Source organism: Litorivivens sp. (genome assembly GCF_041624475.1).
Classification (GTDB): domain Bacteria; phylum Pseudomonadota; class Gammaproteobacteria; order Pseudomonadales; family Spongiibacteraceae; genus Litorivivens.
In genome coordinates, this window is record NZ_JBFJUX010000002.1 from 41,229 (window position 1) to 67,399 (window position 26,171).

A 26,171-nucleotide genomic window follows, 5' to 3' on the forward strand; every position below is an offset into this window, starting at 1 on the left:
CCTAGTCCGCTTTGCCGGTGGCAACGCCGTCAACCAGAGGGAGGCTGAGGTCGAGTTGTAGCCCTTCGCCAACATCAGAGTAGCCAGATAGCGTTGCTTGTATTCTACCGAGACGTTTTGCGAGTTTGCCGAGTTGTTTCCATTGTTCTCCCTGTTCCTCTGTATTTCCCGCAAGCAGGTCCTGCAGGGCATCATTAGGCAAACCTACACCCTGTGACTCAATATGAAGGAAAAGCCGATCCCTGTTGATATCACTCCAGAGGCTGATCTCTATAAGGCTGTGGTCATAAGCATTTTCTATTAATAGGAAAAATAGTTCTTTCAGAATGTCGCTCAGGCTGGAGGGACCCGTCAGCACGAAACAGTTGCGAACGCTTGGGGAGCGTTCGATTCGTAAATGACGGTCTGCGATAAGCGAAGAAAGATTGTCCAGCGTGGCATTCAGCATCGAGCAAAAATCAACCGGCACGTTGGCGGAGACTAGTCTCGTCTGGGGGGAATTTGCTACGCGCTGCAGCAAGTCGACATCATGCTTTAGCTGCTCCAGAGCTGATTGCTGCGTTGAGTCCAAATTCGCGAGGCGTTGCGTGGTTGACTCAATGCTTTCGGCCGTCCGGGCGATAAAGTTCTGTCGGTGAGCGAAGATCTCCCAAGCGTCGCTGAAGTCTATCAGTTCGAGAAGTACGCCTACCAAATCAAAAGGTGCGAGGCTGGCACTATCCGCGACGCCGCTGCTCTCGGTGATTGGGTGAACATAAACGTAAAGACCGCGGTCTTTTTTTCCGCTCAGCGGAACTGGGCTTGAGGCTGTCGTTTGTTGCATCAGCACTTGATCCATCAGACCGCGCGCAGCCGCCGGATCTTCAAGTAATTCACATAAAACCTCATAGGCCGACAACTGATAGATTTTCAGGTTTACGTCTCTTGCGAAGGCTTCGACTGGAGCGTTAGCCTGAATCAGGTTTCCGAAAAGGTCGTAAAGCAAATATCCCGTGCTAAGGCTGGCATTGGCCTGCTCCATCAGGGTCAATCGCTTCTCAAGCATTGTGACGCCCTGGATCAGGTTTTGAGTCAGAGAGCGGTGAGTCCGTGCTGCGTCGGTCGTGATGTTTGGATTGACGCGAGCCTGGCGCTGTTCCTGCCATTGCTGTTGGTGAAACAGCAATTCGCCAACCTGTACACGAACCTCTTCGGCAATTCTTTGCCAGCTGTCGAAGCTGGCTACTTTTTGCGTTTCTACTGAAAACGCCCAGAACCCGTAAAGGCGTCCAGCGAAATCCAGTGGGGCGATAAACTGGGTTTCGCCTTCGGGGATATTCAGGAATGGCCGCTGTAACGCGATAATCCCGCCTGCCTGCAGCGCTTCTTTATAGGGGGATCTACCGTAGTCGCGTCGCAGCTCCAGTATTTCATCAAGGCTGCAGCCCTGAGCCGCGATCTCGCGAATGCGTTGCTGGCTGGGGAGGCATTCGAGGTAGGCCTGCCGCTTTACATCAAAGACTTCTTGGGTGAAACGCATAATGACCCCCCAGGGGTCATTGGACGCCAGCACATTAGCCGGTGTCAGGCGCTCGCGAACCCGGTTTAGGACGTCGAGCATCACATATCGTAAAGCTCGTTCGTCGGCACGCAGAATCGCACTTGCGGCAAGGATGGCTGTCAGCCATTGAGCGAGATACCAATCAAATAGCGGAAGGGACGCCTGAAACTGAAGTCGTGATAGCCAAGCAGCTGTTAGTAGTACGGTGCTGATCAGCAGGTCCGCCAGCAAAGCGCCGCTCAGACTAAGCAGCCAGTGCAATACTATTGTTATTGCAACAATTAATAAGGCAATCGTATAGGCGCCAAGTTCTGGCACCGGTTTTGTCAACTGCCCTTGGGCGACAGCTTCTATTGTGTAGGCGTGCAATTCAGCGAGTGTCATGCCCTTGCCCCCGGCGACATCAAGCGGTGTGGTATAACCCGCTTCCCCAGGCCCTAGGGCTTCACCTATCAGGACAAGCTTGCCGTTAAAGAGAGCGTCAGGAATTCGGCCGGCAACGACAGCTTCGGCGGTCACTACAGGAACCCAAGCCTGCATGCCGAAGCCAACATGTACGATAGAAGTGTCCGGCCAGCTGTGAGCGGTGTCGAGTCGGGCGATCATGGAAGGCCCGAATGCTTGGGACGAGGGCGCTGACGGCTGAACGCCCCGTACGATACCCCCCACCACCAGTGCTTTGGGCAAGGCCAATGGTTCGGGATCTCGTGTCGCCGGGTAATCGACGCCTTCAGATAAAGCCAGTGCCAGCGAACGTAGCCGCGGTGATTTAGCGACGTTGTCGCAGCCTGCCGGGCAATTTATCAGAACCAGTTTGTTTGGGGTGGCGGCTTCAAGCTGTCCAATCAGACCGTCCCAATTTGAATCAGAATTATTCCAGAAGGCTGGCGGAACGGTGACGACGACTGTCGAAGACTCAGAAGGGGGCCCGCGACCAGGCAAGCGGGCGATGCCATCTTGCCACCACTGATTCAAGCCATCGGACAGTTCCAGTGTTCGCAAGCTAGCTAACAGGACGATCAATATAACGGAGCAAAGTGCCCAAAGCTTGATTAGTTCCCGAAGCTGATGGTTTTGCATCCTAAACGGGCGACCTTTCGCGAATTATTAATCACTTGATTGTGGCAGAATTTTGATAAGTAGCAAGTAGATAGCTTTAGTATTCAAAGTACGTTGTTAATTTGGCAGTGTGCTTGCTGTCGATTATTTTCGTGCGAGTGGGCTAGTGTTTTTGGCGGTTGCGCCCTGTTGCGCGGCTTTGGCTTTCGCAGGGAAGTTGGTGTCAATCGGGTTTCGATTGCTTAGGAGGGGCGTTAGTGCTGTGCTTATTAAATGTTTAGTCTTTTTTCTTCATGCAAACAAAAAGGGCCTACGGTTTCCCGTAAGCCCTTGTTTTGTTTGGCTCCGCCTGCTGGGCTCGAACCAGCGACCCAATGATTAACAGTCATTTGCTCTACCAACTGAGCTAAGGCGGATTGGTGCTCTCCGTCAGGAGAGGTGGCGCATATTAAAGGCCTTTTTTTACATCGTCAACCGCTGCCAAGCCGTTTTTTCAGATTTATGGCAATTGGCTAAGTCGTCGGCAGGGTAGTACCATATTTCTCTTTATGCTGTTGAAAATATGAGCAAATCCTTCACGGTTACGTCCAAATTCCAGCCCGCTGGTGACCAGCCCAAAGCCATTGAACAGCTGGTGGAGGGAATCAATGCAGGGCTGCATGCGCAGACGCTGCTGGGGGTAACCGGCTCGGGCAAAACCTTCACTATCGCCAATGTGATTGAGGCAATTCAGCGCCCGACCATTGTGATGGCGCCCAATAAGACTCTCGCGGCCCAGCTCTACGGCGAATTCAAGGAGTTCTTCCCCAATAACTCGGTGGAGTACTTCGTTTCCTACTATGACTATTACCAGCCTGAGGCCTATGTACCTTCCTCTGATACATACATAGAGAAGGACGCCTCGGTCAACGACCATATCGAGCAAATGCGACTTTCGGCCACCAAGGCGTTGATGGAGCGCGAAGATGCGCTGATTGTAGCGACAGTTTCTGCTATCTACGGTCTGGGTGATCCAGAACAGTATTTCAAAATGGTGCTTCATCTGGACCGGGGGGAACGCATTGATCAGCGCAAGCTGCTGCGCCGGCTGGCGGAATTGCAGTACACGCGCAACGATGTGGCCTTTCAGCGTGCGACCTATCGGGTACGAGGAGACGTCATTGATATCTTCCCGGCGGAATCGGAGAAAGATGCCGTGCGGGTTGAGCTGTTTGACGATGAGATCGAGAGCATTACCTTGTTTGACCCCTTGACCGGTGAATCACTGGGCAAGCTGCCTCGCTATACCATTTTCCCCAAAAGCCATTATGTGACACCTCGCGATACCTTGCTCAAGGCGATAGATCGTATTGAGGAAGAGCTGAAAGAACGGTTGGAGGTGCTGCGCAACAACGACAAACTGCTGGAGGCCCAGCGCCTGGAGCAGCGTACCAAGTTCGATATGGAGATGATCCGCGAGCTGGGCTACTGCACCGGTATTGAGAATTACTCGCGCTACCTTTCTGGGCGTGACCCCGGTGAGGCGCCGCCGACCCTGTTTGACTATCTGCCGCACAATGCTCTGGTGGTGATGGACGAATCCCATGTGGGCATTCCCCAGATCGGTGCCATGTATAAGGGGGATCGCTCGCGCAAGGAAACGCTGGTCGATTATGGCTTCCGTCTGCCCTCGGCGCTGGATAATCGCCCGCTGAAGTTTGAAGAATGGGAGCGGCTGATTCCCCAGGCGATATTTGTGTCGGCAACGCCAGGCCCTTATGAGGCGGAACACGCAGCGCGGGTCGTAGAGCAAGTGGTCAGGCCTACCGGCTTGATCGATCCGGAGGTCGAGATTCGGCCAGCCTCAACGCAGGTCGATGACCTGATGTCGCAAATCAGTCAGCGGGTTGAAGTGGGTGAGCGGGTGCTGGTCACGACCCTCACAAAGCGAATGGCTGAGGACTTGACTGACTATCTCAGCGAAAACGGGATTCGCGTGCGTTATCTGCACTCGGATATCGACACCGTTGAGCGCGTAGAAATCATCCGTGACCTGCGTCTGGGGGAGTTCGATGTGCTGGTGGGTATTAACCTGTTGCGCGAAGGGCTTGATATGCCGGAAGTGTCGCTGGTTGCGATTCTCGATGCGGACAAGGAAGGATTCCTGCGTTCGGAGCGGTCCTTGATCCAGACTATCGGGCGGGCTGCCCGAAACCTGAATGGCAAAGCCATTCTCTATGCAGACAATATGACCGGCTCCATGGAGCGGGCGATATCTGAAACCAATCGTCGCCGTGAAAAGCAGATAGAATTTAATAAAGAGCATAATATAACGCCTGCCGGTGTGAAGAAGGCGGTGGCTGATATTCTTGAGGGGGCCTTTGCGCCGGGCAGCAAGCGCACTCGGAAGGGCGGCGGTCGTAAGGCCGCAGAACCGGGCGCGGATTATGGTGTGGACGTAAAGTCCATGAAGCCTACAGAGATATCCAAACTTCTCAAGAGTCTGGAGCAGCAAATGGCTGAGCACGCCAAAAATCTTGAGTTTGAGGATGCCGCCCGAGTGCGAGACCGGCTGGCAGATATCAAACGCGATCTGTTTGTTGAATAACGATTACGGGAAAACAAAATGATCAAGCCCATGGTGCTGCTGGCTTTTCTGTCGACCGCGAGCCTGCTTGCCGGATGTTCTACGAATAACACGCTGTCGGATGCGGAGGTCGAGCGTGAGCGCGCCCGGGCCAGTGAAGTTCATCGCGAAATGGATAAAGAAACGCGCTGATCCGCCTGCGAGGTAACTTGTGGGGGCAGGTGGTTGTTTCGCCGGGTAAGCGTGGCTATAATGCGCGTCCTCTGCAGGTGGGGCCATTCGAGCTTCCCGGCAGCGGCGCAGCCCGAAGGGGTTTTTCAGCCCTTAGGCTGAAAAAATGCAATCCACTCGGTTGCCGAGTGGACAACACTATAGTACGACCGTAGCTCAGCTGGTTAGAGCACCACCTTGACATGGTGGGGGTCGGTGGTTCGAGTCCACTCGGTCGTACCAATCTTTCTCAAAAGCGGCTCACCTTGCGTGGGCCGTTTTTGTATCCGCTGAAAATTCCTAAAAATACATTATTCTCCGGTAAATTCTTTGTAATTCAATGTCTTGCGTGAAAGACATAGATGTAGGCCTTGTGTGCTAAAGCGGCGGGTATGTGATAAAGTCACAAAATTGCTATGTCTGCGCTTCAGCGGGCATTCAGGTAATGCAGAACGGACAAGAACAATGAGAACGAGTTGGTGGTGTGGGGCAAGTCTGGCGCTGGTGCTTTCTATTGCTGGGCCGGTGCAGGCGGGATTGTTTGACTCGCTCAAGAACTCCCTCGGCGGGGGCAGTCAGGCCGACGACAGCGGCAAGTCACCTGAAGAGCGGGCGCTGAGTTACTATCGCAAGGGTAAGAAGAGCTATGAGTCGGGCGATTATCAAGGGGCCCGGGAGCATCTGTCCAAAGCGCTTGAACTGTATTCCTCTGACGGCAAAATCCGGATTGTTAAAGACCAGCAGGTAGAGTGGGTGGAGACGCCGCGCGGCCTGGAGCGTCGTGTTGTCTCGGATTCCACTGCCTACGATTACTACCCCAACCGTTACATGGGCTACGTTAGCAACGAGTTGGCCCGAATTGAAAAAGAACGTCAGCAAGCCTGGACGGCTGAGCAGCAAAACCAGCAAGCCCAAATGGCCTTGCAGGAAAAGTTTGCCAACCCCCCGCATCTGCTGATTCGTTACGACCTGATAGACAGTAATCGCGACAATATCCTTTCGGCCAAAGAGTCGGCGAAGGTCGTCGTGACCGTGGAAAACGCAGGCAAGTCAATGGCGGAGTCTGTCGAGGTCGCTATCTGGAGCAGTACCAGCAATGTGACACTGGGCTGCTGTGATACCCGGCGCAAGCTGACCATCGGGAACATAGCACCCGGGCAGTCCGTCATTGAAACCCTGGAAATCATTGCTACTGAGAAAGTAGCGACAGGCTCTGAAAAACTTAGCCTGACCGCCACCGAAGCCGATGGCTTTGGTCTGCCGGAGGAACTGCAGTTTGCTTTTGCGACACAGGAATACATGCCGGCAGCGTTTGCCATTGTTGATCAGCGAGTGAGTCATCTGACCGGCAATTCCTACGAAGTCAGCTATACGGTGGTCAACCAGGGCAAGGGCCCTGCGGTAGATGCCGTTACCCAGATTCGCGCCGAGAGCAGGGATATTTTGCTGCTGGGCGACTCCGAGGTGTCGATCGGGCAGTTGGCGGTTAATGCCAGTCAGCGTGTTTCCTTTACCTTCGCGAAAACCAATCGCCTTAAATCCGGCGATCGCCTGCCGGTTGCGCTGCGCGCCATTGATAAGAGCGATGAAAGCACCCAGAAAGAATTTACCCACGCCATGGTGTTGCCCGCCGGCGGGGCGCCACAGCGTTACGCGGCTAACAGCTACCAAGCGCCCACACCACTGGCACCAGCGGCATCAGCCATTGCCATTGAGCCGGTGGATACGGATATTCCAGAGGGTGTGGAAAAAATCCAGTTTGGCCGGGCTTTTGTGATCGGTAACGGTCGCTATGCCAAATTGGATCCAGTTGATTTTGCCGAGAATGACGCCAGTGTTGTGGCGCAGTATGCGAAGAAAACACTCGGCTTCAAGAAAACCAAAACCTATCTGAACGAAGATACTTTCGGCCTGCGCGACATCTTTGGCACCAAAGAAAAGAGCTTTAAAGATGGCGATCTTTACAATATGGTCAAGCGCGATTCAGAGCTTCAGCCCAACCCGCCGGTGTTTATCTATTACTCCGGCCACGGAGCCCCCGGCCTGAGCGATGGCAAGGCCTATCTGGTGCCGGTTGATGCGCAGATGGAACGTTTGGATCAGCAGGGCTATCCGCTGGAAGATTTGTATGCAGCCATCAAAAATCTTCCAACCAATAATGTAACGCTGGTGCTGGACTCCTGCTTTTCCGGAAACACTGATACGTCCAGCGGCAAGAAAACCAAGGCGCTCTATACGGGGGTTAGCCCGGCGGCCTTTAAAACCAATGAGCTGAAGCCCGACAACATATCAAATCTCACGCTGTTTACCAGTGCCTCGGCCAGCGAAGTCAGTTACTGGCATAAAGAAAGCCGCCACGGTCTGTTCACCTATAATTTTCTGCGGGCCCTGCGCGGCAGTGCGGACAACTGGGTGAAAGGCAACAAGGATGGTGTAGTCAGCGCTGAGGAAATTCAGAATTTTGTCAGTTATGAAGTGGCAGAGTATATCGACCAGACTGACAAGGGCAGCAAGCAGACGCCGGGCCTCAGTGGACAGACATCCAAACCTTTGGCTATTTTGAAGAAGTAAGGACGCTTAGTGAGGAAAGTTTTAGGCGCGCTGTTGCTTGCAGGCATTGCGTTGCTGCCTTCTTGTGGCTTGCTGGGCTCTGACTCTGCTGAGTCAGAGGTTTCATCAGAAACCCAGGTGCAGCAGTATCGCTCCTTCTGCATAGATAAAACGCCCAGAGACAGCGACCATCTGGTGGTGGGTGTCGGAGTGGGTGAGTCTCTTCCCAAGGCCCGCCAGCAGGCCTTGTCAGAAATCGCACAGAAGCTCTCCAGCCGTGTGTCGGTAACCACCAAAAGCACCACCCGGGCCATCGACGACTACGAGTCGGAAACCTTTGACCAAGACGTGTCGATTGAGACTGACGTTGCCATTGATGACGCGGTAGAACTGTGCCGGGATGTCGACGATCCTCGCGGCAAAGTCTATGTAGTCTATCAGTTGGATAAGCGCCCACTGGTTCAAAAGGTGTATTCGGATCTCGCTGGACGATGGCGGGGCGATTTGCCGCAAAAAATTCATTTCAAAGGCCCATCGATGCTGGTCAGCTCGCACTTTGTATCCGAGCTCAGGGAAAAGCTGGAGCGACAGGCCGGTACACAGGAAAAAACCGTCGTTATAGATTTAAAACGTCGGAACAATCGCTGGGTGTTGAGTGTTAACGACAGTGCAAATTATACGGTTGCGGACCGCAAATTCCTGTCGTTTATCGCGCCGGATTTTCGCGGCGCTGTCAAAGCGCTGGACATAGACATTGCCTCCGGCGATGCGCCGCGCCCGCCCTCGGATTTCCGCTTCGCCCGCAGCGTACGCTTGAAGCACGGTGATGATTTTCATTTCTGGATTGCATCGCGCCGCAGCGGCTACTTCTCGCTTTTCAATATTTATGAAGACGGACGCATCGCGAATTTGCTCGAGAACCGGTTTATTCAAAGCGGCTCGACGCTTCAGTATCCGGAAGGTGGTACCTTTACCTCGCTGGTGTTGGAAGACGGCAAAAGCACCTACGATGTTTACATCGGCGTGCTGACGGAAAACCCCATCGTGCTTTCAGAGTTCGCCAAACTTGAGAATCAGGGTGGATTCCTTGCCGGCGACGACTACTATCAGTTTGATCAGTTTCTTCGCTGGTTTGATTTTGTTGACCCTATCGGGGTGTCTACGCTTGAGGCTCGGACCGATCCTTAAATATTGTCAGCTGGTGTGCTGGCTTTTTGTCACGCCAGCGCTTGTTGCGGAGCCCTGTTGGCTGTCGCAGCCGGTCACGAGTAAGTACAGTGGTTACATAGGCGTAGCCGAAAAATTTGATTCAGATGGCAAAATCGCGCTTGCCTCCAGCCGGCGCTCGGCATTGCGGCAACTCTACGCGGCCATGGGTGATACCATGCCGCAGAATATTCTAAGTGATAAAGAACTCGCTGAGATGCAATCGCTGGAGTTGCAGGGGCAGAGTTACTATTTTGCCAAAGACTTTGTGGGGAGAGGCGCTGTTTTTTCTTACATTTCCAATGGTGTTCCATCCGAGACCGCGTGCGCGGTAAATCGCTGTCGCAGCGAGCTTTGCGAGCCGACCTGGTTGTGCGGTCAGTCTGCCGACAGCGATGTCGCAGAAGTGCTCGGCGTGGGTGAATGGCGAATATCCGACAAGCAGCAATGGATGGACGCGGTCAAATCTGCCAGTGATACCGCGGCCTATTGGGGTATAGCCGACGTAAGCTCGGACTATCGGTTGCTGCGCGCTTCCGCTGTCCAACAATATCTTAGCTTTGTCGATCACGATATATCTGTTGAAACTGACGTCAGGGCTCTGCCGCCTCTAACACTGGTGGAAAGTTGTCGCGATGGTTCTACACTCTATCAACGCTGGCTTTACGAAAGGCAAACGCAATTTAAGCAGAAGCACAACTCCGCGACGGGCCGGGCGAGTGTAGCATCGTATACCGCTGCCGGTACCTTGCAATCCGTTATTGATTTGGCAATACGCAAAGCTTATGCTGATTTGGCGCAGAACAAAGATGTTCGCGTTAAAACAATTCAAAAAGCAGTATCCGGGGAAAGTGCCGGTCGAGGATACTCGATGGAAGCTGTTTCACTAACCAGTCGTCACCGCCTTTCGGCAAGTCTCTCGAGATTGTCCATCACTCCGCGTGTGGGTAAACCCTACGTTGTGGAAGTCGAATTACAGGAAAACACTGTTCATTAAAAAACGCACTCAAGGAGAACAATATGAACAAGGTAGTAAAAGCAGCTTCACTGGCAGCAAGTGTTTTACTGGTCGCCTGTTCCGGCTCACCCGAGAAGCCCGAGCAGCAGGCCAGCAACGTACCGTACGACAACCGTCCCGACTGGGTGAAACTGCCGATCGTTGAAGATGGCCTGGCCAGCACGCAGTGTGTGGCGAAGAAAGGCTCGTCCAGCATTATGCAGGCCAAGGCAACGGCACTGGCGCGCGCCGAAATTGCCCGTCAAATTGAAGTTAAAGCCACCGCACTCGATAAAACCTATCAGCGTCTGACAGAAGCTTCTGTCGGTGATTCATTTGGTTCATCTTTTGAGAGTGTCTCAAAAACGGTTGCTAACCAGAATCTGTCCGGCACCCGAGCGGTCAAAGCAGAGTATGTGCTCGGCATTGACGGTCAGCCTGAATACTGTGTGATGGTTACCATGAGCCCGTCGCTGACCAAGGATCTGTTTAACGATCTGCTGAAAGAAGCGAATGCGAACGTTAACGCTCAGAACGAGGCCATTCTTTACGAAGAGTTCAAGGCGTTTAAAGCGCACAACGAGCTGGACGAGCTGACGGCCGAGTAACGTGGCGTTCAACGCGAAGATGCTGACAGCGCTGCTGGCCCTTGTGCCAGTGGCGTCTGTGTCGGCAGACGATATCTGGGGTGAACTCGAGCAGGAAGCCGGGCAGTTGGGTGATTCTGCACAACAGCGTGCAGAAAATGCGTCCAAAAATCCCACGGAATTCGAGTTGTACAAAAAACGCCAGCAGGAAGAGTTTGCGGCCTATCGCAAAATCTTCGAAGAAGAGCTGGAAGAGTATCGCAATGCGATCAAGAAGCGCTGGGATGATCCGGAGATCAGCTCGCGCAAGGTATGGGTGTCTTATACCGACGACTACGCCGTAAAGCGGGCTGTCGATTTTGAAAAGAATACCCTGACGATTTCTGCTCAGGGCCTTCATGGTAATCAGAAAGCAGCTTATAAAAAGTTTGAAGATCAGATCCGTCAGGTGTTGTCGACAACAGTGGCGGGCGCCTTTGAGACCGACCAGTTTGCCAGCTCTGTAGAAGCCAGAATCAAGCGCGAAGGCGTGAAGGCAAAAACCAGCAAAGTGCCAAACCAGTCTATTTTTGGTCTCAGTGCCTCGGACAAGCAAAAGGCGGAAGCGCTGGAAAAGCGTGTCAAAGAGCTATCCAGCAAGCTGAAACTACAGCGTAGCGAAGATGGTAAGGCAGTTACCGCCAGCGTTGATATATCCAAAGTGTTGAAACCTGCCAAGCCATCGTCTGGTAGCATTGCAATGCCTGATCGTGCAAAGGCATACGCCGATCGCATTGTGGCGGAGGCTGAGCGCAGGGAGCTGGAATCCAGCTTGGTACTGGCGGTTATTCAGACGGAATCGGCATTTAACCCGATGGCTCGATCCGGTGTACCGGCCTATGGCCTGATGCAGATCGTACCAAAAACCGCAGGCCTGGATGCGACAGAGTTTGTTTACGGCAAGCAGACCCTGTTGGCACCGTCGGCGCTCTATAACCCGGATCAGAATATCGAGCTTGGCGCAGCTTACCTGTGGATATTAAACAATCGCTACCTGAAGAAGATTGAAGATCCGCTTAGCCGTTATTACTGTGTGATTGCCGCGTACAACACCGGCGCGGGTAATGTGGCGAAGGCCTTTACCGGCAAGCGCAACGTCAATCAGGCGGCGAAGATCATCAATAAAATGACACCTGAGCAGGTTTATAATCATCTTGTCAAAAACCTGCCTTACGATGAAACCCGAAATTACCTGAAAAAAGTCGTCCGCCGCGCGGATGGCTATAAAAGAGCATCACAAAGCTAAATCAGCTATCACTGAGGAGAACCAAATGAAAAACAACAGACTTCTTGCCGCAGGCCTGATGGCCGGAGCGACGTTGGGGGCGAGCAACAGTTTTGCGCTGGAGCAGTATTTTAATACACCGGGTACTCGCGCTATGGGCATGGGCGGGGCTTTTATTGCGACAGTCGGTGACAGCACGGCAATGTGGTACAACCCCGCCGGCCTTGCTAAAACGTCTGGCATGGATATTACACTGGAAGTAGGTGATGTTATTGAGAGGCTCTCAACGCCGGAGATTAACGCTACCTGTACCCCGACTTGCGGCGATATCTTCGATACTGATTCGAATATTAAGTATCTGGCATTTTCTTCTAGCGGTATGGGTTTCGCCTATTTCGCTCCATACAAGTTTTACAATACCGCGGTGTTTAATGTTTCAGGCGGGAGTTCGGGTCAGTTTGTCGATATTGAAACCGAGTACACTGAATTCAAGTGGGGTATGGGCGGCGATTTCAACGAAAATGTTCGCTGGGGCTTCACTCTGGATATGCTAAGCCGCGACGCAGATCTTTCCGGTGGCGGCGCCGATGATAACCTGTCAGAACTTGAGTTCGGGTTTTCTTTGGGCATACAAGGCGATCTTCCGCTGGAAGGTATTCTGCCGAAAGGTCATAAGTTGAGCTATGGTGCAATCTACCGGTCGGGTACTGATAGCGAAGTTGAAGACGATGTAACCTTTGATGCGGTTAAAGGTGTTCCTGGTCGTCCACAGGCTTTGAACTATGGCTTGGGCTACAGTGCTCCTCTGCCAACAGTTGGAGGCGTGCCTATGTTTCTGACTGCAAACCTTGAATTCGACAACCTTGAATATGAAGATATTCTGAACGGTGTTTCTGGTGGCGGTGGTAATACTAACGCTGAGAGTAACCTGGAAGAAGAACGCGTTGCCTGGGGTTTTGAGGTTCAGCTTTTCCCGTCATTCCTTGAAGACAAAAAGGGGTCGTTGTTCGTGCGCTTTGGTATGTCGGAAACAGAAGTTGACGCAGTTGATAACCAGGCCGCGACTTTCATCAATGATATTGAAAGCACAACTTATGGTTTGGGGTTGAAATTGGGTAGCTGGGTATTTGATTATGCTCGTGAAGCCAGAGATCTTCAGGTTAACCCCTTCTTTGTCAACATCAGAGATCAGGAGGTTGATCTGGATACTTTCTCGATCTCCTATGCTTTCTAAATTTGTATAGTGAACGAAAGGAGGCTTCGGCCTCCTTTTTTTATTGTCTTACTAAAATATCATCGCCAACGCTTATATCACCTCGATTTACCACCTTCGCATAAACTCCCATATTCAAATGCCCAAACTCCCGCTTTAGCCCCTGCAGCGTCTTATCGCGTATGGCTGTTTTCGGGTCGACATTAATGGCTGCACAACGGTCAGTGATTTTGTAAACCAACAGTTCAACCCCATTGATAGTCAGGGTTTTGTTTAACCAGCTTTCTTCCTGCCATGCTGGTATGCCATCCAAATAGATATTGGCGCGAAAGCGACGGTGATCAACGTTGTTACCCAGCGCCTGTTCCAGCGCGCGGACACTGTTCAGGTTAATCAGTGATATGCAGGGTGTTGAGAGGTCGGTGTAACTGATGCCTGGGCCGCTGATCAGGCGAGCGCTGCCCTGAATCAGATTGCCCATAAATACGGTTAAATACTGCTCACAGGCGCTTTTTCCTGTTTCTGTGTCGAGAACGAATATCTCGCTTGAGCCCTTATGGCTGAGGGTAAGCTCAAAGGTGTTCGGGTCGAACTGCGTGCCGAGTTCCGCCAGCCGTTCGTACTTCATCTGCACAACTAACTGTTGCTTGCGCAGGTGTTGCGGATCGTTCGGGTCAAAGGGTGTGCGGTCATCGGCAATGGCAAAGTGGCGATCCAGTGGAAAGCCGCTGGCCGCTGCCAGTGAAACAGCGTCGAGCGGGACTCCCTGCAGGCCTTTAACGGGATAATAGGCGAGGTGGGTGATGCGTGGCATGCTTTCTTTGATCAAAACTAGAAACTGGCTTTTACAACAACAAAAAAGTCGGCTTCCTGTTCTTCGGTACGTTGTTTGCTGGTGTTGCTTTCCGTCAGGGGAGTCGCGGCAATTGCTGTCACTTCGAGGTTGCTGCCAATTTTCAGAGAGGCGTTAATGCCTGCATCCTGCAAGGTGCTGTAGCGATTCAGGTTGATCGCGCCGGTACTGTCGGCGCCTCTGGCGTCTTCAAATCCGGAAGCGCCGTACTCGTAGAACAGGCCAGCATTGAACGTAAGGTTACCGAACACCCAATTGCGTGAAATGGCAGTTTTGGCGTGGTAGCCGCTGTCGCCCACCAGCACGCCGGGTAGATAGGCATGCATGCGTGAGGCACCACCCAGCACCCATTGCTGCTGTTGGGGGAGCTGGTCTCTGGTGAACTGGGAGCTTGCGGTGAAGCTGAGGTCCCAGTTCTCTGAGAGCGTGTAAGCCGCGCCAAAACCGGGCTTGATGATTGTGTATTCTGCCGTGCGTTTGCCTATAGCAACACCGTTTGCTTCGGGGGCCGTGCCGAACGTGCCGCTATCACTGCTAAGGCCGTGTTTCACCCGGAGGCTGGCTTGCCAGTTCAAGGGCTTGTTGTTGAATTGATTGAGGCGCTCGTAGCGAGTGCCTATTTCCAGCGAGGTGTAGCGTTCATCCTGCAAAGCCGCTCCGTTGCTGCTGAGCAGTTCGGAATCTACGGCTTCCAGTCTCTGTTGCAGCGTCCAGCGATAATCGGTGTCGGCGAGAATAAGTTGTTGTCCATTGACGGCAAGAACATCGATGGTCGCATCAAGCTCTTCGGTTTGGGGCGGATTGCCAGGTGCGCTAATCAGGCAGACAGAGCCAGGCAAGCCCAGCGAACAGGCGTCAGAGCTTGCTGATGTTGTAAATATCCGGATGTATTCGGCGCGGCGTGCTTCGATGCTAAAAAGGCCCCAGCGTGAGGGGTAGCTGTAGGCCAATTGTGTATTGCGGTAGCCTTCTCCGTCACCTACTTCGCCCCAGTCTTCAATCGAGGTTTGGTAGCGCACTTGCAGCTGGCTGCCGCGATCAAAATTGTAGCCGAGCGCACTGTCGAGGTAATAGCGGCCAACAAAGCGATTCCCCTGATTGCCGAGCTGGAGAGCGCCATTCCAGCGTGTTCTGCTGCTGTCTGGGGTTTCGCTAAATTGGAGGTTAAGCGTATCTGCCTGCGAGGTTTCCTCGTAGCTTACGGCGTAATCGCGTCCGGTGCGCCGCGAATAGAGGTTGGCATTGGTTTGATAGCGTACAAATTCATTGCGGGTTGGTGTGCTATCACCTTTCCAGCCCCGAAAGAAGTGCGCGATATTGCTATCGCCTTGTATTTCACCCACGCTCTTTTGCACTGCAAGCACGTGAATGATGCCGTTGATGGGGCGGGCATAGAGGTACTGCACCAGCAGGTGGCCTTTCTGCCGGGTTTTGTTGTCCATCAGCAGGATGGCTTCTGAGGGGCTTTCGGCCTGCTCAAAGATGGCCTCCAGCTCCGCAAAGGTCAGATAGTGGTCGCCACTGACCTGTACTGAAAAGCTGCCTACTGCGCGGATGTAAGCGCCGCGTTGACGTTGCACATCCACGACGTAGCCAGGGTTTTCCAGGCTGGGGGGCAAGCTGGGCGGGAGATCAATAGCCATAGGGTTCGTGGTTGCTCGTTTTATTCTTCGGGATAAATAACTTCCAGGGTGTAGCCCGGATCACTGTTTTCGCTGTCGGTATTTTCCTGTTCACGCGAGGCGGCACCGGATTCTTCGAGAAAATCGAGCACCTCGTTGTAGCTTTCTTCTGCAGATTCTGCCTGCTCTTGCCGGGCGCGTTGTTCGGCTTGCTGTTGCTGCTTGATTTGTTGCTGTCTGGCTGCCTGTCGTTGCAGCTCCTGTTCGCGTTCGCGCATAGCCGCGCGATGGGCGGCAAATTCATCCGGCCGGGCAAGAGTAATCTCAATCCGCCGGTTAATCTCGGCTACGCCGGCCAGTCTCTGGCCCATGGTGGTCTGGTGAGGTATAAGGGGGAAGGCCTCGCCGCGGCCGACAAAGGCCAGTCTTTGCTTGCTAATCCCCTTGCTGATCAGGTGCTGATACACGGCCTTCGCTCGGGCCTCTGAAAGCGCCAGGTTAGTGGCCTCGCTGCCATCATCGTCAGTGTGAGCCTCAACAACGATATGCTGAGCATCAGTGGCGAGAATCAGCTCGACAATGGGGGCCAGAGCCGCTTTGGCTGCATCGCTTAGCTGCGCTCTGCCAGCGGCAAAACGCACGCCTGTGAGGATAATCGGATTGCCAACCTGCAGGCCGCAGCCGCTTTCCAGTACGGGCGAGTTTTCCGTGGAGCCGAGACAGACATCGCGAATATCGCAGATGCCGTCGCGATCGCTATCAACACATTCACCGTCGTTGTCTGTGGGCTCGCGGACTTCCAATCCCGGCAGCTCAAATACGGTCGACTCACCGCATTGAATGCCTTCGCAGGTATTGTTTGGGCTTAGTGAGTCGCTATTGTTGCCATCGGCGCCGATCAGGTCGGTAATTCCGAATACATCGGCATCTCCGCCTCCCTGCGGTAAAAGCAGGCCTTCTACGCCGCCCACCGTATCCGACAGCAGATCCTGGGCATGAGCTGGCGCGCAGCAAAGCGCTGCGGCCAACAGCAGAGCTTTGCCAGTGTCAAATGCCTTGTGTGCCCGGTTCTTCAATGCGTATTACACCTGTCATCTCTAAGCATTTATTATGGGTCAAGCATAGCGCGTGTGCCGGGATGATGCATCTGCATTGTGGGCCATGCGGTTTGCTTGTTCGAAAAATAAAAAAAGCCAATCACGGAGGATAATTATGGCTGTCTACAGTGACCATCAACCTCAAAGCCCCTGTTGGAATGGATTGAATACTGGTCAGGCCTATCGGCTTCGCTTGCGGCTATGGGATCAGGGGCAGGGCGATCCCGGCCCCTGCGGCGGCACGCTGGCCTGCAACGAGTGGGATTACCAGCAGCTCATCGAAAATGCCGGTGGCGCGGCGGGTTGTTTCAATGCCATTTCGCTGCCGGTGACTACCATGATGTGGTGCGATTTTACCGCGATTGTCTGTACCGGCTGTAATGTCCACTTGTTGACTGTGACCTTATGATCGGTAGCCAAGAATTTTTGTTGCGAGATCGCTGGAGGTCTTAATGAAGGTTGCAGTCTGGGGTACGGGAAATGTCGGCCGACCGGCCATTCGCGCGGTGCTGGGGCATGCGGAATTGACCCTGAGTGGTGTGATCGTTTCCAGTGAGGCGAAAGAAGGGCGCGACGCCGGTGAATTGGCAGGTGTGCCGGCGACTGGTGTTGTCGCAAGCCGTGACGCCGCTGCGGTTCTGGCCGGCAAGCCCGATGTGGTGGTCTACACGGCCTCGGCCGATGTGCGCCCGGATGAAGCCATGGCGGACCTGTTGAGTTGTCTGGAGGCGGGCTGCAATGTGGTCAGCACCTCCTTTTACGACTTTCTGCATCCGGCACTGGCACCCAAGGATGTGCTCGACAAGGTCAATAGCGCGTGTGAGCGGGGCAATGCCTCCTTACTAGTCTCTGGGATTGATCCGGGCTGGGCCATGGATGCGCTGCCGCTGTTTGCCAGCGGTGTAGTGGCGGGTATCGAGCAAATTCGCTGTCAGGAAATATTCAATTACGCCCTTTACGACGCGCCGGATATCGTGCGTTATGTGATCGGCTTTGGGCAGCCGATGGATGAGCTGCCGTTGATGCTGCACAGTGAAGTGCTGCTGAAAATCTGGGAGCCGATGGTGCGTCTGGTGGCTCAGGGTTTGAATATCGAGCTGGATGAAGTCACCACCCAGGTTGAGCGCCGCCCGCTGGAGAAAACGGTTGAAGTAGCCGGCATGGGAAGCTTTGAAAAAGGCGGACAAGGTGCCTTTCGTTTTGAAGTGATGGGCATGAAAAATGGCCTGCCCCTGATTGTTGCCGAGCATATCACCCGGATCGATGTGGATTGTGCGCCGGACTGGCCAACACCCCCGACCGAGGGCGGCTGCCACCGTGTGCTGATCAAGGGCAATCCGGATCTGGATATTACGGTTCATGCCACTGACCATTTTGACTCAGGCGCGGCTGCCGGCGGCAATGCGACCGCTGCCAACCGTTTGGTTAACGCCATTCCCTCCGTTTGCGCAGCAAAGGCGGGTGTTCTGTCGGCGCTGGATGTGGCGGTGCTGCCCGGCGGTGCCCAATTCAAACGCTAAGGTCTTGTACGCACTTCAGTGGAAGTCGTGTGAGTCCACTTCAAGCGCCAGCTCGTGGCTGGCGTCTTCAAGGTGCAGTGCGACGATGTGAATGACCGGCGGGGTGCTGAAACCCTCCCGGCGGGGCGGATCGGCGCGTTGCACCAACCCTTTCACAATCAGCAGGCGCCCGCTGAGTATCGCTTGGCGGCACTGCGCCTGTACCTGTTTCCAGACCACAATATTGCTGTTGCCGGTTTCGTCTTCCAATGTCAGAAAAAGCACGCCCGAAGCGGTGCCTGGTCGCTGTCGACAGGTGACCAGTCCGGCCAGACGAATAAAGCGGCCATTGTCGATGCGGCCGAGTTCTACGGCCCGACAGCAGTCCTTGAACCGCGGTCGCTCGCGCAGCAGGGCAAGTGGGTGACGGCGCAGGCTTAAACGGCTGAAGCTGTAATCGGCGCGAACCTCGGAAATCTCTGATGGAGCAGGCAGGCTGACGCCGTCGTCCAGCTCACTGGCGGCGGGAAGGAAGGCGTCGTTCTGTTCGCTGGCACTGACCTGCCACTGGCTCTGGTAGCGATGCAACTGAAAACTGGCAAAGACATCGGCCCGGGTCAGAGCGTTGCGCTCTGCCTTGTTGAGAGAAACCCGCGCCAGAAAATCAGCCAGTGAGGCATAGGGTGACTGTTGGCGGTTTTGCACAATCCGTTCGGCAGCGCTCTGATTAAAGCCTTTCACCTGACGCAGCCCCATGCGTAGTTGAGGGCTTTCGGAATGCGGGTTTTCCAGGGTGTAGTCCCAATGGCTGTGATTGACGCAGTAGGGCAGAATTGTCACGCCGTGACGCTTGGCATCCTGTATCAGTTGCGAGGGGCTGTAGAAGCCCATCGGCTGGCTGTTCAGCAGGCCGGCAAAAAAAGCGGCGGGATGATGACGCTTGAGCCAGGCCGAGGCGTAGGCGAGCAGAGCGAAACTGGCGGAGTGGGATTCGGGAAATCCGTAGGCCCCGAAGCCTTTCATCTGATTGAAAAGCCGTTCAGAGAAGGCTCCGCTGTAGCCGTTTTTTGTCATGCCGTCGATCAGCTTGTCGCGGAATATCAGCAGTTGGCCATTGCGGCCCCAGCTGGCCATGGCGCGGCGCAACTGGTCGGCTTCACCGCCGCTGAAACCGGCTGCGACCATGGCCAATTGAATCACCTGCTCCTGAAAAATCGGCACACCCAGCGTGCGCTCCAGTACATTTTTAATGCCTTCGTTTTCGTAAACCACCGCTTCCAAACCCTGCCGGCGCAATAGGTAGGGGTTTACCATGTCGCCTTGAATCGGCCCGGGGCGGACAATGGCAATCTGTATCACCAGATCGTAAAAGCAGTGTGGCGCGAGCCTGGGCAGCATGGTCATCTGGGCGCGGGATTCAATTTGGAATACGCCGACACTGTCGGCCTGACAGAGCATGTCGTAGGTTGCGCTGTCTTCGGCGGGAATATCCTGCAGAGTGAAGGGCCGGCCTTTCTGCACGCTGATCAGTTCCAGGCTTTTGCGAATACTGCTGAGCATGCCCAGTGCCAGCACATCCACCTTCATCAGGTGCATGGCCTCCAGATCTTCCTTGTCCCACTGGATGATGGTGCGCTCTGCCATGGCGGCATTTTCCATCGGTACAATGCTGGTCAGCGGATCGCGGCTGATCACAAAGCCGCCCACGTGTTGCGACAGGTGGCGGGGAAAACCGAGAATCTGTTGCACCAGAGCGTAAAAATGCTCGGCGACAGGGCCCTGCAAACCAAGATTTTGCAGCCGCTGTACCAGCTCCTCGCGTTTGTCCCACCAGGCCATGGATTTACCGAGTTGGGTGATCAGCGCCTCGTCGAAACCGAGCGCCTTGCCCACATCGCGCACTGCACTGCGCATCTGGTAGGTGATAACCGTCGCCGCTAACGCAGCGCGCTCGCGGCCATATTTGCGATAGATGTACTGGATGACTTCTTCGCGGCGCTCGTGCTCAAAATCCACATCAATGTCTGGCGCTTCGTCACGCTCTCTGGAAATAAAACGCTCGAACAGGAGCTGCCCGCGAGACGGGTCCACCTCGGTGATAAACAGGCAGTAGCACACCGCCGAGTTGGCCGCAGAACCGCGCCCCTGACAGAGAATATTCTGACTGCGGGCGTAGTGAACAATATCGTAGACCGTCAGAAAGTAGTGTTCGTAACGCAACTCGGCAATCAATTGCAGCTCGTGTTCAAGCAGTCGCGTTACGGTGGGAGGAATGCCTTCAGGCCAGCGCAGGCGGGCGCCGGCGTAGCTCAGTTGGCGCAGGAAGGCGCTGGCTGTCTGGCCCTTGGGGACCACCTCATCGGGGTACTGGTAGCGCAGTTCCCGGAGTGAAAAATGGCATTGCTCTGCGATGCGCAGGGTCTCTTTAAGCAGATCCTGCGGATATAGTCTGGCGAGGGTGGCGCGGTCGCGCAGATAGTATTCGCTGTTAGCCTGTAGTTGTGTGCCTAAGGATTGGATCGGTTGATTCAGACGAATAGCGGTGAGGGTGTCCTGCAACGGTTTGCGCTGACGCTCGTGCATCAGAATGCCGCCACAGGCCACCATCGGAACAGTGATCTGTTCGGCGAGCGCCAGGCAGCGCTCGTAAAAAATCTGCTCGCCCTGGCGGTACAGGCGTTGAAAGCCGAGCCACAAGCGTGGGCCGAACAGGTCTTTTAGGGTTTCTCCGTAGTGCGCTGCGTGTTCAAAGGCCGCCCCTTGAAACGGCATCAGCCAGACTGCAAAGCAGTGGCCACAGCTGCGGCTCAGATCTTTCAGTGAGAGCCGGTAGTTGCCCTTGACGCTGTTCAGCCGGGCGCGACTGATCAGGGCTGACACGTCGGAATAGGCGCGTTTATCGGGTGCCAGTAGAACGATGTGCAGGCCTTCCTCCAGCTGAAACTCCGCGCCGGCAATCAGCTTGATGCCGCATTGCTCGGCGGCAATATGGGCTCGCACGACACCGGCCAGGCTGCACTCATCGGTGATGGCTAAAGCCTGATAACCCAGTGCGGCGGCCTGTTGCACCAGCTCGTGGGGGTGGGAGGCACCGCGCAGGAAGGAAAAATTGCTCAGGCAGTGGAGCTCGGCGTAGTCCGGCGGTTTGTGGTGCTGGTCGGACATTCAGGCAAACCAACCGTGCAGGTACCAGCGCTGTTGCAGGCGGTCCTGATACACCCAGCACAGGGCGTAGTGAGAGGTGCGGGCAATGTAGTAGTCGCGCACCTGACGTTGCTGCCACCATTGATTGTCCAACCGCTCTGGCCCCTGAAGTAAGGTCAGCGGGCCTTGCCAGCAGGGCTGCCGGTTTTTCTCCTGCAAAGGCAGAGGCGATTCAAGCAGCCAGAGAGGGCGCTCGGGGAAATCGTCTTCAGGCCCATTGCGAGCGGTTTCGCGGCCGGTCGCCTGCTCAGGAAGATGCTGTTCCCGCAATGCTGGCTGCCACAGTGCCTGTTCTCCCAGTCGCGCTCGCAGCTTGTCGAGCAAGGCGAGATAACGGGCCTGGCGTTCGTGATCAAAAAGACTGATGTCGGAAAAGAGTTCCGTACTGCGCTGCTGAACCGCTTCAAACTCGGTGCAATGCAGGGCCAGTGAATCGACTGCACCGCGCAGGGTATAGCGCTCCAGCTTGAGGAGCACCAGCGACAGTAACTGGCGGCGATCGAAATGGGCGTGAGAGACCGGCATGACCAGCTCATCGTGCTCGCCGTTGCAGTAACAGAACTGCCAGCGCAGCTGACGGCAGACCCACTGTTTTAGCTGGAGATAGTGCCCGAGCTCATCGAGCAGCCCGGCCAGTGGAAAGCGCAGTTCCTCGCTACGGGTCAGTTCGCCATTGAACTGGCGTTCACTGAAAAAAACATCCGGCGGCTGAAAATAGGGGCGGGGGTCGGGTGCACTGCCGTAAAGTTGATTGAGCAGCCGGCTGAACCCCTTGCCAAAACGACGGCTCAGGGCGCTGTCGGGCAGCGCCTTGAGTTCGCCCAGTGTATTCAGGCCGAGCGTGAGCAGGCGTTCCTGTTGCTGTTTGTCGCAGGGCAGATGGGCGCTGGGCTGCCGGTTGAGCTGATCGATGACCGCGGCTTCGTTGAGCTGGCCGTCAGCGTCCAGCAGGGTGGTGATATCTAGCTGGCCGTAGCTCAGCAGGGTGGCGGCCCAAGGTGTATGCCCCAGCCCATAGCTGGCCGGAATGCGGCGTTTGCGAAACCCGCTGCGCAGTCGCCGGAACAGGGGCTTGAAGCCGTCAAACAGTTTCAGTGAGCCGCAAATATTCAGCAGCAGGCAGTCGGGCTTAGCCAGGCTGACTTCGGGCGTAAAGCGGTAGGCCCAGAGGGCGAGCTGGGCAAGGCGTTGTTGCATATGCTCGGCATCGGGCTGGCGGCACTGTAATTCCGGGCACAGGCTGCGCGCCGTGCTCAGGGACTGACCGGGGCGAACACCGGCCGCTGCGGCTGCCCGGTTAACCTCGTCTATCCGGTTATTCAGCAGCAGGGCCTGCGGGCCCAGCTGGCGTTGCTCTGGGGCCAGCGCCTGACCCAACAGCAGGCGGGGAAAACGAATGCACAGCCACATCAATGGATTTCCACTAAGGGTGTGGTCTGAGGCCTGGATCGGGGTTGGGCCAGACGCAGGCGACTTTTGCGCCGCAGCCGTTTGCGCGCTACCGGCCACAGGCTGGGAGGCTGCTGTTGGTGCAAAAGAAAGGGCTTGCGAGGCAGAACAAGCTGTTGTCCGGAGGGGCCGCCGCTCTGTTTGAACAGCTCCACTGCCAGCTGCTGTTCACCGGCCTGCAGCCGGATTCTCAGGGGCGCGGGCGAGCTTTGCTGGCGGCAGTTTTCACTGCGAAAGTGAATGTGCCAGCAGTGATGTTCTCTGGCTGCCAGCTGCAGGCGGCGCAGGTCGCGGTCGCTCAGGCGCTGTCTGCCGGTCCAGTTCAAGACGGCGGCGCAGGTCGCTGAGCGCAGCAGTTCTTCGCCGGCCCAGAGCTGTTCGGTCAGGCTACTGGTATCAATAAACAGGCAGTTATTCAAGCGAAAGCCGGCCTGTTTCAACGCCGGCGCGCTGGGCCTGAAGGGTGGGTTCAGCCAGACGATGGTCTGCTGCTGGCTGAGACTGGACAGGGCGGGCGTCAACAGGCTCAGCTCGCCAATGCCACTGTAGTCACAGAGCAATTCTGTGCTTCCAGCCACGGGCCAGCCACCACTGTGTAGCGCGCGGTCCAGCGCGGAATAACCACTCTTGATGCTGCCATGGGCGGCAGCCGTGGTGTTGCGTTGGGAGCCGCGCCACAAGCGGGGGTTTTCCAATAAGTGTGTTATCTCAGACATAACGCATGAATTTCTATCAATGAAGGGCGGCCCACTGGCTTACGCAGAGAGCTCGCGAGTACTGTATAAATATACAATACTCTTGAATGCGTCCAAAGGCTAGCCCTTAGAATGAGGGCTGCCTCTTTAGAAAGGGTTCTATTGATGGGCTTGGGAAATAGTTGCCCGAATCGGCTCAGATAGGATGTTGAGTAAAGCGTGCTGGGTGGGGCTTGAACGATCCGTAATAAAACACGCCTTGTGAGGCTGTTCTGGCAGAGTCATGATCGCTTTATAGTCCTTTAAGTGGAATATAAAAATAATGACAGGAATTTCCTGCGGTCGCCTTTTTGTAATCAGTGTGGTCGTGCTGCTAGCCGCCGCTTGTGGAGATCGTCCGGGTCAGCCGCAGGTCATCCCTGAAACGTCCCTTGCCATTGATCAGGGTGACTGGGCGAGTTATCTGGGGGACAAGAATGCGTCACATTATTCGCCGCTGTCTGAGATTAACCGGAACAATGTGGCTCAGCTGGAGCCTGCCTGGCGCTATAGCAGTGACGACTCATCTGGTGATGGGCTCCAGTTACAAACCAATCCCCTGATTGTCGACGGTGTGCTCTACGGTTTGACTCCCGAGTTGGCAGTCTTTGCACTGGATGCAGCCACCGGGCGCGAGCTCTGGACCTTCAAGACACCGCGGGCATTGAGTTTATTACCCAACCCCGGGCGGGGCTTGGCACTATGGCCGGGCAACGGCGCTGCCCGGCCACGTCTGTTGGTGACGGCGGACTACTACCTCTATGCGCTGGACGTGCGCACGGGCGAGCAGATCACAACCTTTGGCGACGATGGTCGGGTGGATTTACGGAAAGGGTTTTCCGATATCGACCCGAAGTCGATAGCGGTCAATGCGACATCACCGGGTGCGCTTTACGAGGACAAGTTGATTTTGGGCTCTCGCGTGTCGGAATTCGGTGGCGCTTCGCCTGGCGATATTCGCGCCTACAATGTGGTGACTGGCGAGCAGGAATGGCTATTCCGGACCATTCCGGCGAAAGGGGAGGCCGGTGAAGAGACTTGGCCGCCAGAGGCGAGAAAAACGTCCGGCGGGGCAAACTCATGGGCCGGCATGACGGTGGATACGCAGCGAGGTCTGGTGTTTGCACCCACGGGATCGGCCACCTTTGATTTCTATGGCGGGGATCGCGAAGGCGACAACCTCTACGCGAACACCCTGCTTGCCTTGGATGCGGATACGGGAGAACGAGTTTGGCACCAGCAGTTGGTGCGCCACGATTTATGGGATCGCGATCTACCCGCACCGCCCAACCTGATTACGCTGGAGCTGAACGGGAGAAAGGTGGAAGCGGTGGCTCAGGTCACCAAAACGGGGCACATCTTTGTGTTTGAGCGGGAAACAGGGGAGCCGGTATTTCCGCTGAAAGAGGTGGTCGTGGGAGGCGAGGCCCTGCCCGGTGAATACGCCCCCGCAACGCAGCCTCTGCCGGACATCTTGCCCGCCTTTACCCGCCAAACACTGGGGCCCGAAGATTTGTCGACGCGAACACCCTTGGTTACCGAGGTCGTGCGTCGCAAATACGAGCGCTTGGCCTATGAAGGGCTGTACACCCTGCCGAGCCTGGAAGGCACTCTGGTGTACCCGGGCATTGATGGTGGAGCGGAGTGGGGTGGTGCCGCCTGGGAAGAGGATTCGCAAACGCTGTTTATCAATGCCAATGAAGTCCCCTACGTGATTCAAATGGTCGCCGGTGCGGCTACTGAAGACGCGGTAAAAACGCCTCGCGCGGCTTATCTGATGGGGTGTTCCGGTTGTCATGGGGTTGATCGACAGGGGGATGGGCTGACCGTGCCGTCATTGATCGGACTGTCCGAGAGGATGGGACCTCTACAGGCCTATCGGATAGCCCGTGACGGCCGCGGCCGAATGCCGGCCAATGAGATCCTGCCCTGGTATGGGCTGGCTGCTGTTATTGGTTACCTTTATCTGGCAGATGACGAGCCGGAGCCTGAAACCCGCCAAGCGAACGGCAGCTTTGAATTTCTCAATGCCGGCTGGCAGAAGTTCGTCGATCCCGACGGTCTGCCGGCCAGCAAGCCACCCTGGGGCACATTAACGGCCATTGATCTGGCCAGCGCGTCGATAAAATGGCGGCTCCCGCTCGGGGATTACCCTAAAGCGCTGGCAATGGGTTATCAGGGCCTGGGCTCGGAAAACTACGGTGGGCCTGCAGTCACTGCCGGTGGTCTGTTGTTTATTGGCGCTACTCCGGATTCAAAATTCCGCGCCTTTGATAGCGACAGTGGAGAGCTTTTGTGGGAGACGCAGTTGCCGGCCCCGGCCTTTGCCACGCCGGCGGTTTATCGCGCCGGCGGCAAACAGTACGTGGTGATAGCGGCGGGTGGCGGCAAGCTGGGACAGGCGTCGGCGGCGGAATATATGGCCTTTGCACTGCCCGATACGGTTGAGCCGTAATTATCAATCGAACTCGATAATCAGCCCTGCTGTGCGCGCCGGTTGTGGTGCGGTCAGCGATATATT

The 26,171-nt window shown here is 55.3% G+C and carries 18 protein-coding genes and 2 tRNA genes; 12 read left to right on the forward strand and 8 right to left on the reverse strand.

Annotated elements, in window-relative coordinates; translation table 11 throughout:
• Position 1: 1 nt before the first annotated feature.
• Together ABY734_RS02890 and ABY734_RS02895 are read right to left on the reverse strand one after the other, a co-directional pair.
• Positions 2 to 2,542 carry a hypothetical protein gene (locus ABY734_RS02890; RefSeq protein ID WP_372777472.1) on the reverse strand — a complete coding sequence of 847 codons (2,541 nt, stop codon included), beginning with the start codon at positions 2,540 to 2,542 and terminating at the stop codon, positions 2 to 4.
• A gap of 397 nt (positions 2,543 to 2,939) precedes the next feature.
• A tRNA-Asn gene (locus tag ABY734_RS02895) sits at positions 2,940 to 3,015 on the reverse strand.
• A gap of 146 nt (positions 3,016 to 3,161) precedes the next feature.
• On the opposite strand from ABY734_RS02895, the gene uvrB reads away from it, so the two are divergent.
• The 9 genes from uvrB (at position 3,162) to ABY734_RS02940 (ending at position 13,213) form a co-directional block, all read left to right on the forward strand.
• Complete coding sequence (gene uvrB, locus ABY734_RS02900; RefSeq protein ID WP_372777473.1) at positions 3,162 to 5,186, forward strand: excinuclease ABC subunit UvrB; 2,025 nt, start codon at positions 3,162 to 3,164, stop codon at positions 5,184 to 5,186.
• Between the two features lie 18 nt (positions 5,187 to 5,204).
• The gene (locus ABY734_RS02905) at positions 5,205 to 5,357 is read left to right on the forward strand and encodes a hypothetical protein (protein WP_372777474.1); all 153 of its coding nucleotides are present in this window, start codon (positions 5,205 to 5,207) and stop codon (positions 5,355 to 5,357) included.
• A gap of 184 nt (positions 5,358 to 5,541) precedes the next feature.
• Positions 5,542 to 5,618: transfer RNA gene (locus tag ABY734_RS02910), tRNA-Val, on the forward strand.
• Positions 5,619 to 5,840: 222 nt separating this feature from the next.
• The gene (locus ABY734_RS02915) at positions 5,841 to 7,946 is read left to right on the forward strand and encodes a caspase family protein (protein ID WP_372777475.1); all 2,106 of its coding nucleotides are present in this window, start codon (positions 5,841 to 5,843) and stop codon (positions 7,944 to 7,946) included.
• Positions 7,947 to 7,955: 9 nt separating this feature from the next.
• Complete coding sequence (locus tag ABY734_RS02920) at positions 7,956 to 9,113, forward strand: LPP20 family lipoprotein (protein ID WP_372777476.1); 1,158 nt, start codon at positions 7,956 to 7,958, stop codon at positions 9,111 to 9,113.
• Positions 9,091 to 10,128, forward strand: a complete 1,038-nt coding sequence (locus tag ABY734_RS02925; RefSeq protein ID WP_372777477.1) for a hypothetical protein — start codon at positions 9,091 to 9,093, stop codon at positions 10,126 to 10,128. The genes ABY734_RS02920 and ABY734_RS02925 overlap by 23 nt, the downstream gene beginning before the upstream one ends.
• 23 nt (positions 10,129 to 10,151) lie before the next feature.
• Positions 10,152 to 10,736 carry a hypothetical protein gene (locus ABY734_RS02930; protein ID WP_372777478.1) on the forward strand — a complete coding sequence of 195 codons (585 nt, stop codon included), beginning with the start codon at positions 10,152 to 10,154 and terminating at the stop codon, positions 10,734 to 10,736.
• Between the two features lies 1 nt (position 10,737).
• Complete coding sequence (locus ABY734_RS02935) at positions 10,738 to 12,000, forward strand: murein transglycosylase domain-containing protein (protein ID WP_372777479.1); 1,263 nt, start codon at positions 10,738 to 10,740, stop codon at positions 11,998 to 12,000.
• Between the two features lie 25 nt (positions 12,001 to 12,025).
• Complete coding sequence (locus ABY734_RS02940; protein WP_372777480.1) at positions 12,026 to 13,213, forward strand: hypothetical protein; 1,188 nt, start codon at positions 12,026 to 12,028, stop codon at positions 13,211 to 13,213.
• Between the two features lie 40 nt (positions 13,214 to 13,253).
• On the opposite strand, the gene ABY734_RS02945 is transcribed toward ABY734_RS02940, so the two are convergent.
• The 3 genes from ABY734_RS02945 to ABY734_RS02955 are packed head-to-tail and all read right to left on the reverse strand — an operon-like array spanning position 13,254 to position 16,743.
• On the reverse strand, positions 13,254 to 14,006 hold the full coding sequence (locus ABY734_RS02945) for an MOSC domain-containing protein (protein ID WP_372777481.1): 753 nt from the start codon (positions 14,004 to 14,006) through the stop codon (positions 13,254 to 13,256).
• A 17-nt stretch (positions 14,007 to 14,023) separates the two neighbouring features.
• Entirely contained in the window at positions 14,024 to 15,688 is a 1,665-nt protein-coding gene (locus tag ABY734_RS02950) for a ShlB/FhaC/HecB family hemolysin secretion/activation protein (protein ID WP_372777482.1), read from the reverse strand.
• 20 nt (positions 15,689 to 15,708) lie between these two features.
• Positions 15,709 to 16,743 (reverse strand): OmpA family protein, encoded by a 1,035-nt coding sequence (locus ABY734_RS02955; RefSeq protein ID WP_372777483.1) that lies wholly within the window; start codon positions 16,741 to 16,743, stop codon positions 15,709 to 15,711.
• A 136-nt stretch (positions 16,744 to 16,879) separates the two neighbouring features.
• Here ABY734_RS02955 and ABY734_RS02960 point away from each other — a divergent pair, with 136 nt between their 5' ends.
• Both ABY734_RS02960 and ABY734_RS02965 read left to right on the forward strand, forming a co-directional pair.
• Complete coding sequence (locus ABY734_RS02960) at positions 16,880 to 17,173, forward strand: hypothetical protein (RefSeq protein ID WP_372777484.1); 294 nt, start codon at positions 16,880 to 16,882, stop codon at positions 17,171 to 17,173.
• Between the two features lie 43 nt (positions 17,174 to 17,216).
• The gene (locus ABY734_RS02965) at positions 17,217 to 18,284 is read left to right on the forward strand and encodes a dihydrodipicolinate reductase (protein WP_372777485.1); all 1,068 of its coding nucleotides are present in this window, start codon (positions 17,217 to 17,219) and stop codon (positions 18,282 to 18,284) included.
• A 15-nt stretch (positions 18,285 to 18,299) separates the two neighbouring features.
• Here the strand turns inward: ABY734_RS02965 and ABY734_RS02970 are convergent, their stop codons facing one another.
• From ABY734_RS02970 to imuA, 3 genes are read right to left on the reverse strand one after another with little or no spacing between them, the layout of a single operon-like run.
• Complete coding sequence (locus ABY734_RS02970; RefSeq protein WP_372777486.1) at positions 18,300 to 21,428, reverse strand: error-prone DNA polymerase; 3,129 nt, start codon at positions 21,426 to 21,428, stop codon at positions 18,300 to 18,302.
• Positions 21,429 to 22,877 (reverse strand): DNA polymerase Y family protein, encoded by a 1,449-nt coding sequence (locus ABY734_RS02975; RefSeq protein WP_372777487.1) that lies wholly within the window; start codon positions 22,875 to 22,877, stop codon positions 21,429 to 21,431. It abuts the gene before it with no gap.
• The gene (gene imuA / locus ABY734_RS02980; protein WP_372777488.1) at positions 22,877 to 23,632 is read right to left on the reverse strand and encodes a translesion DNA synthesis-associated protein ImuA; all 756 of its coding nucleotides are present in this window, start codon (positions 23,630 to 23,632) and stop codon (positions 22,877 to 22,879) included. The genes ABY734_RS02975 and imuA overlap by 1 nt, the downstream gene beginning before the upstream one ends.
• 301 nt (positions 23,633 to 23,933) lie before the next feature.
• Here imuA and ABY734_RS02985 point away from each other — a divergent pair, with 301 nt between their 5' ends.
• Complete coding sequence (locus tag ABY734_RS02985; RefSeq protein ID WP_372777489.1) at positions 23,934 to 26,105, forward strand: PQQ-binding-like beta-propeller repeat protein; 2,172 nt, start codon at positions 23,934 to 23,936, stop codon at positions 26,103 to 26,105.
• The last annotated feature ends 66 nt before the right edge of the window (positions 26,106 to 26,171 follow it).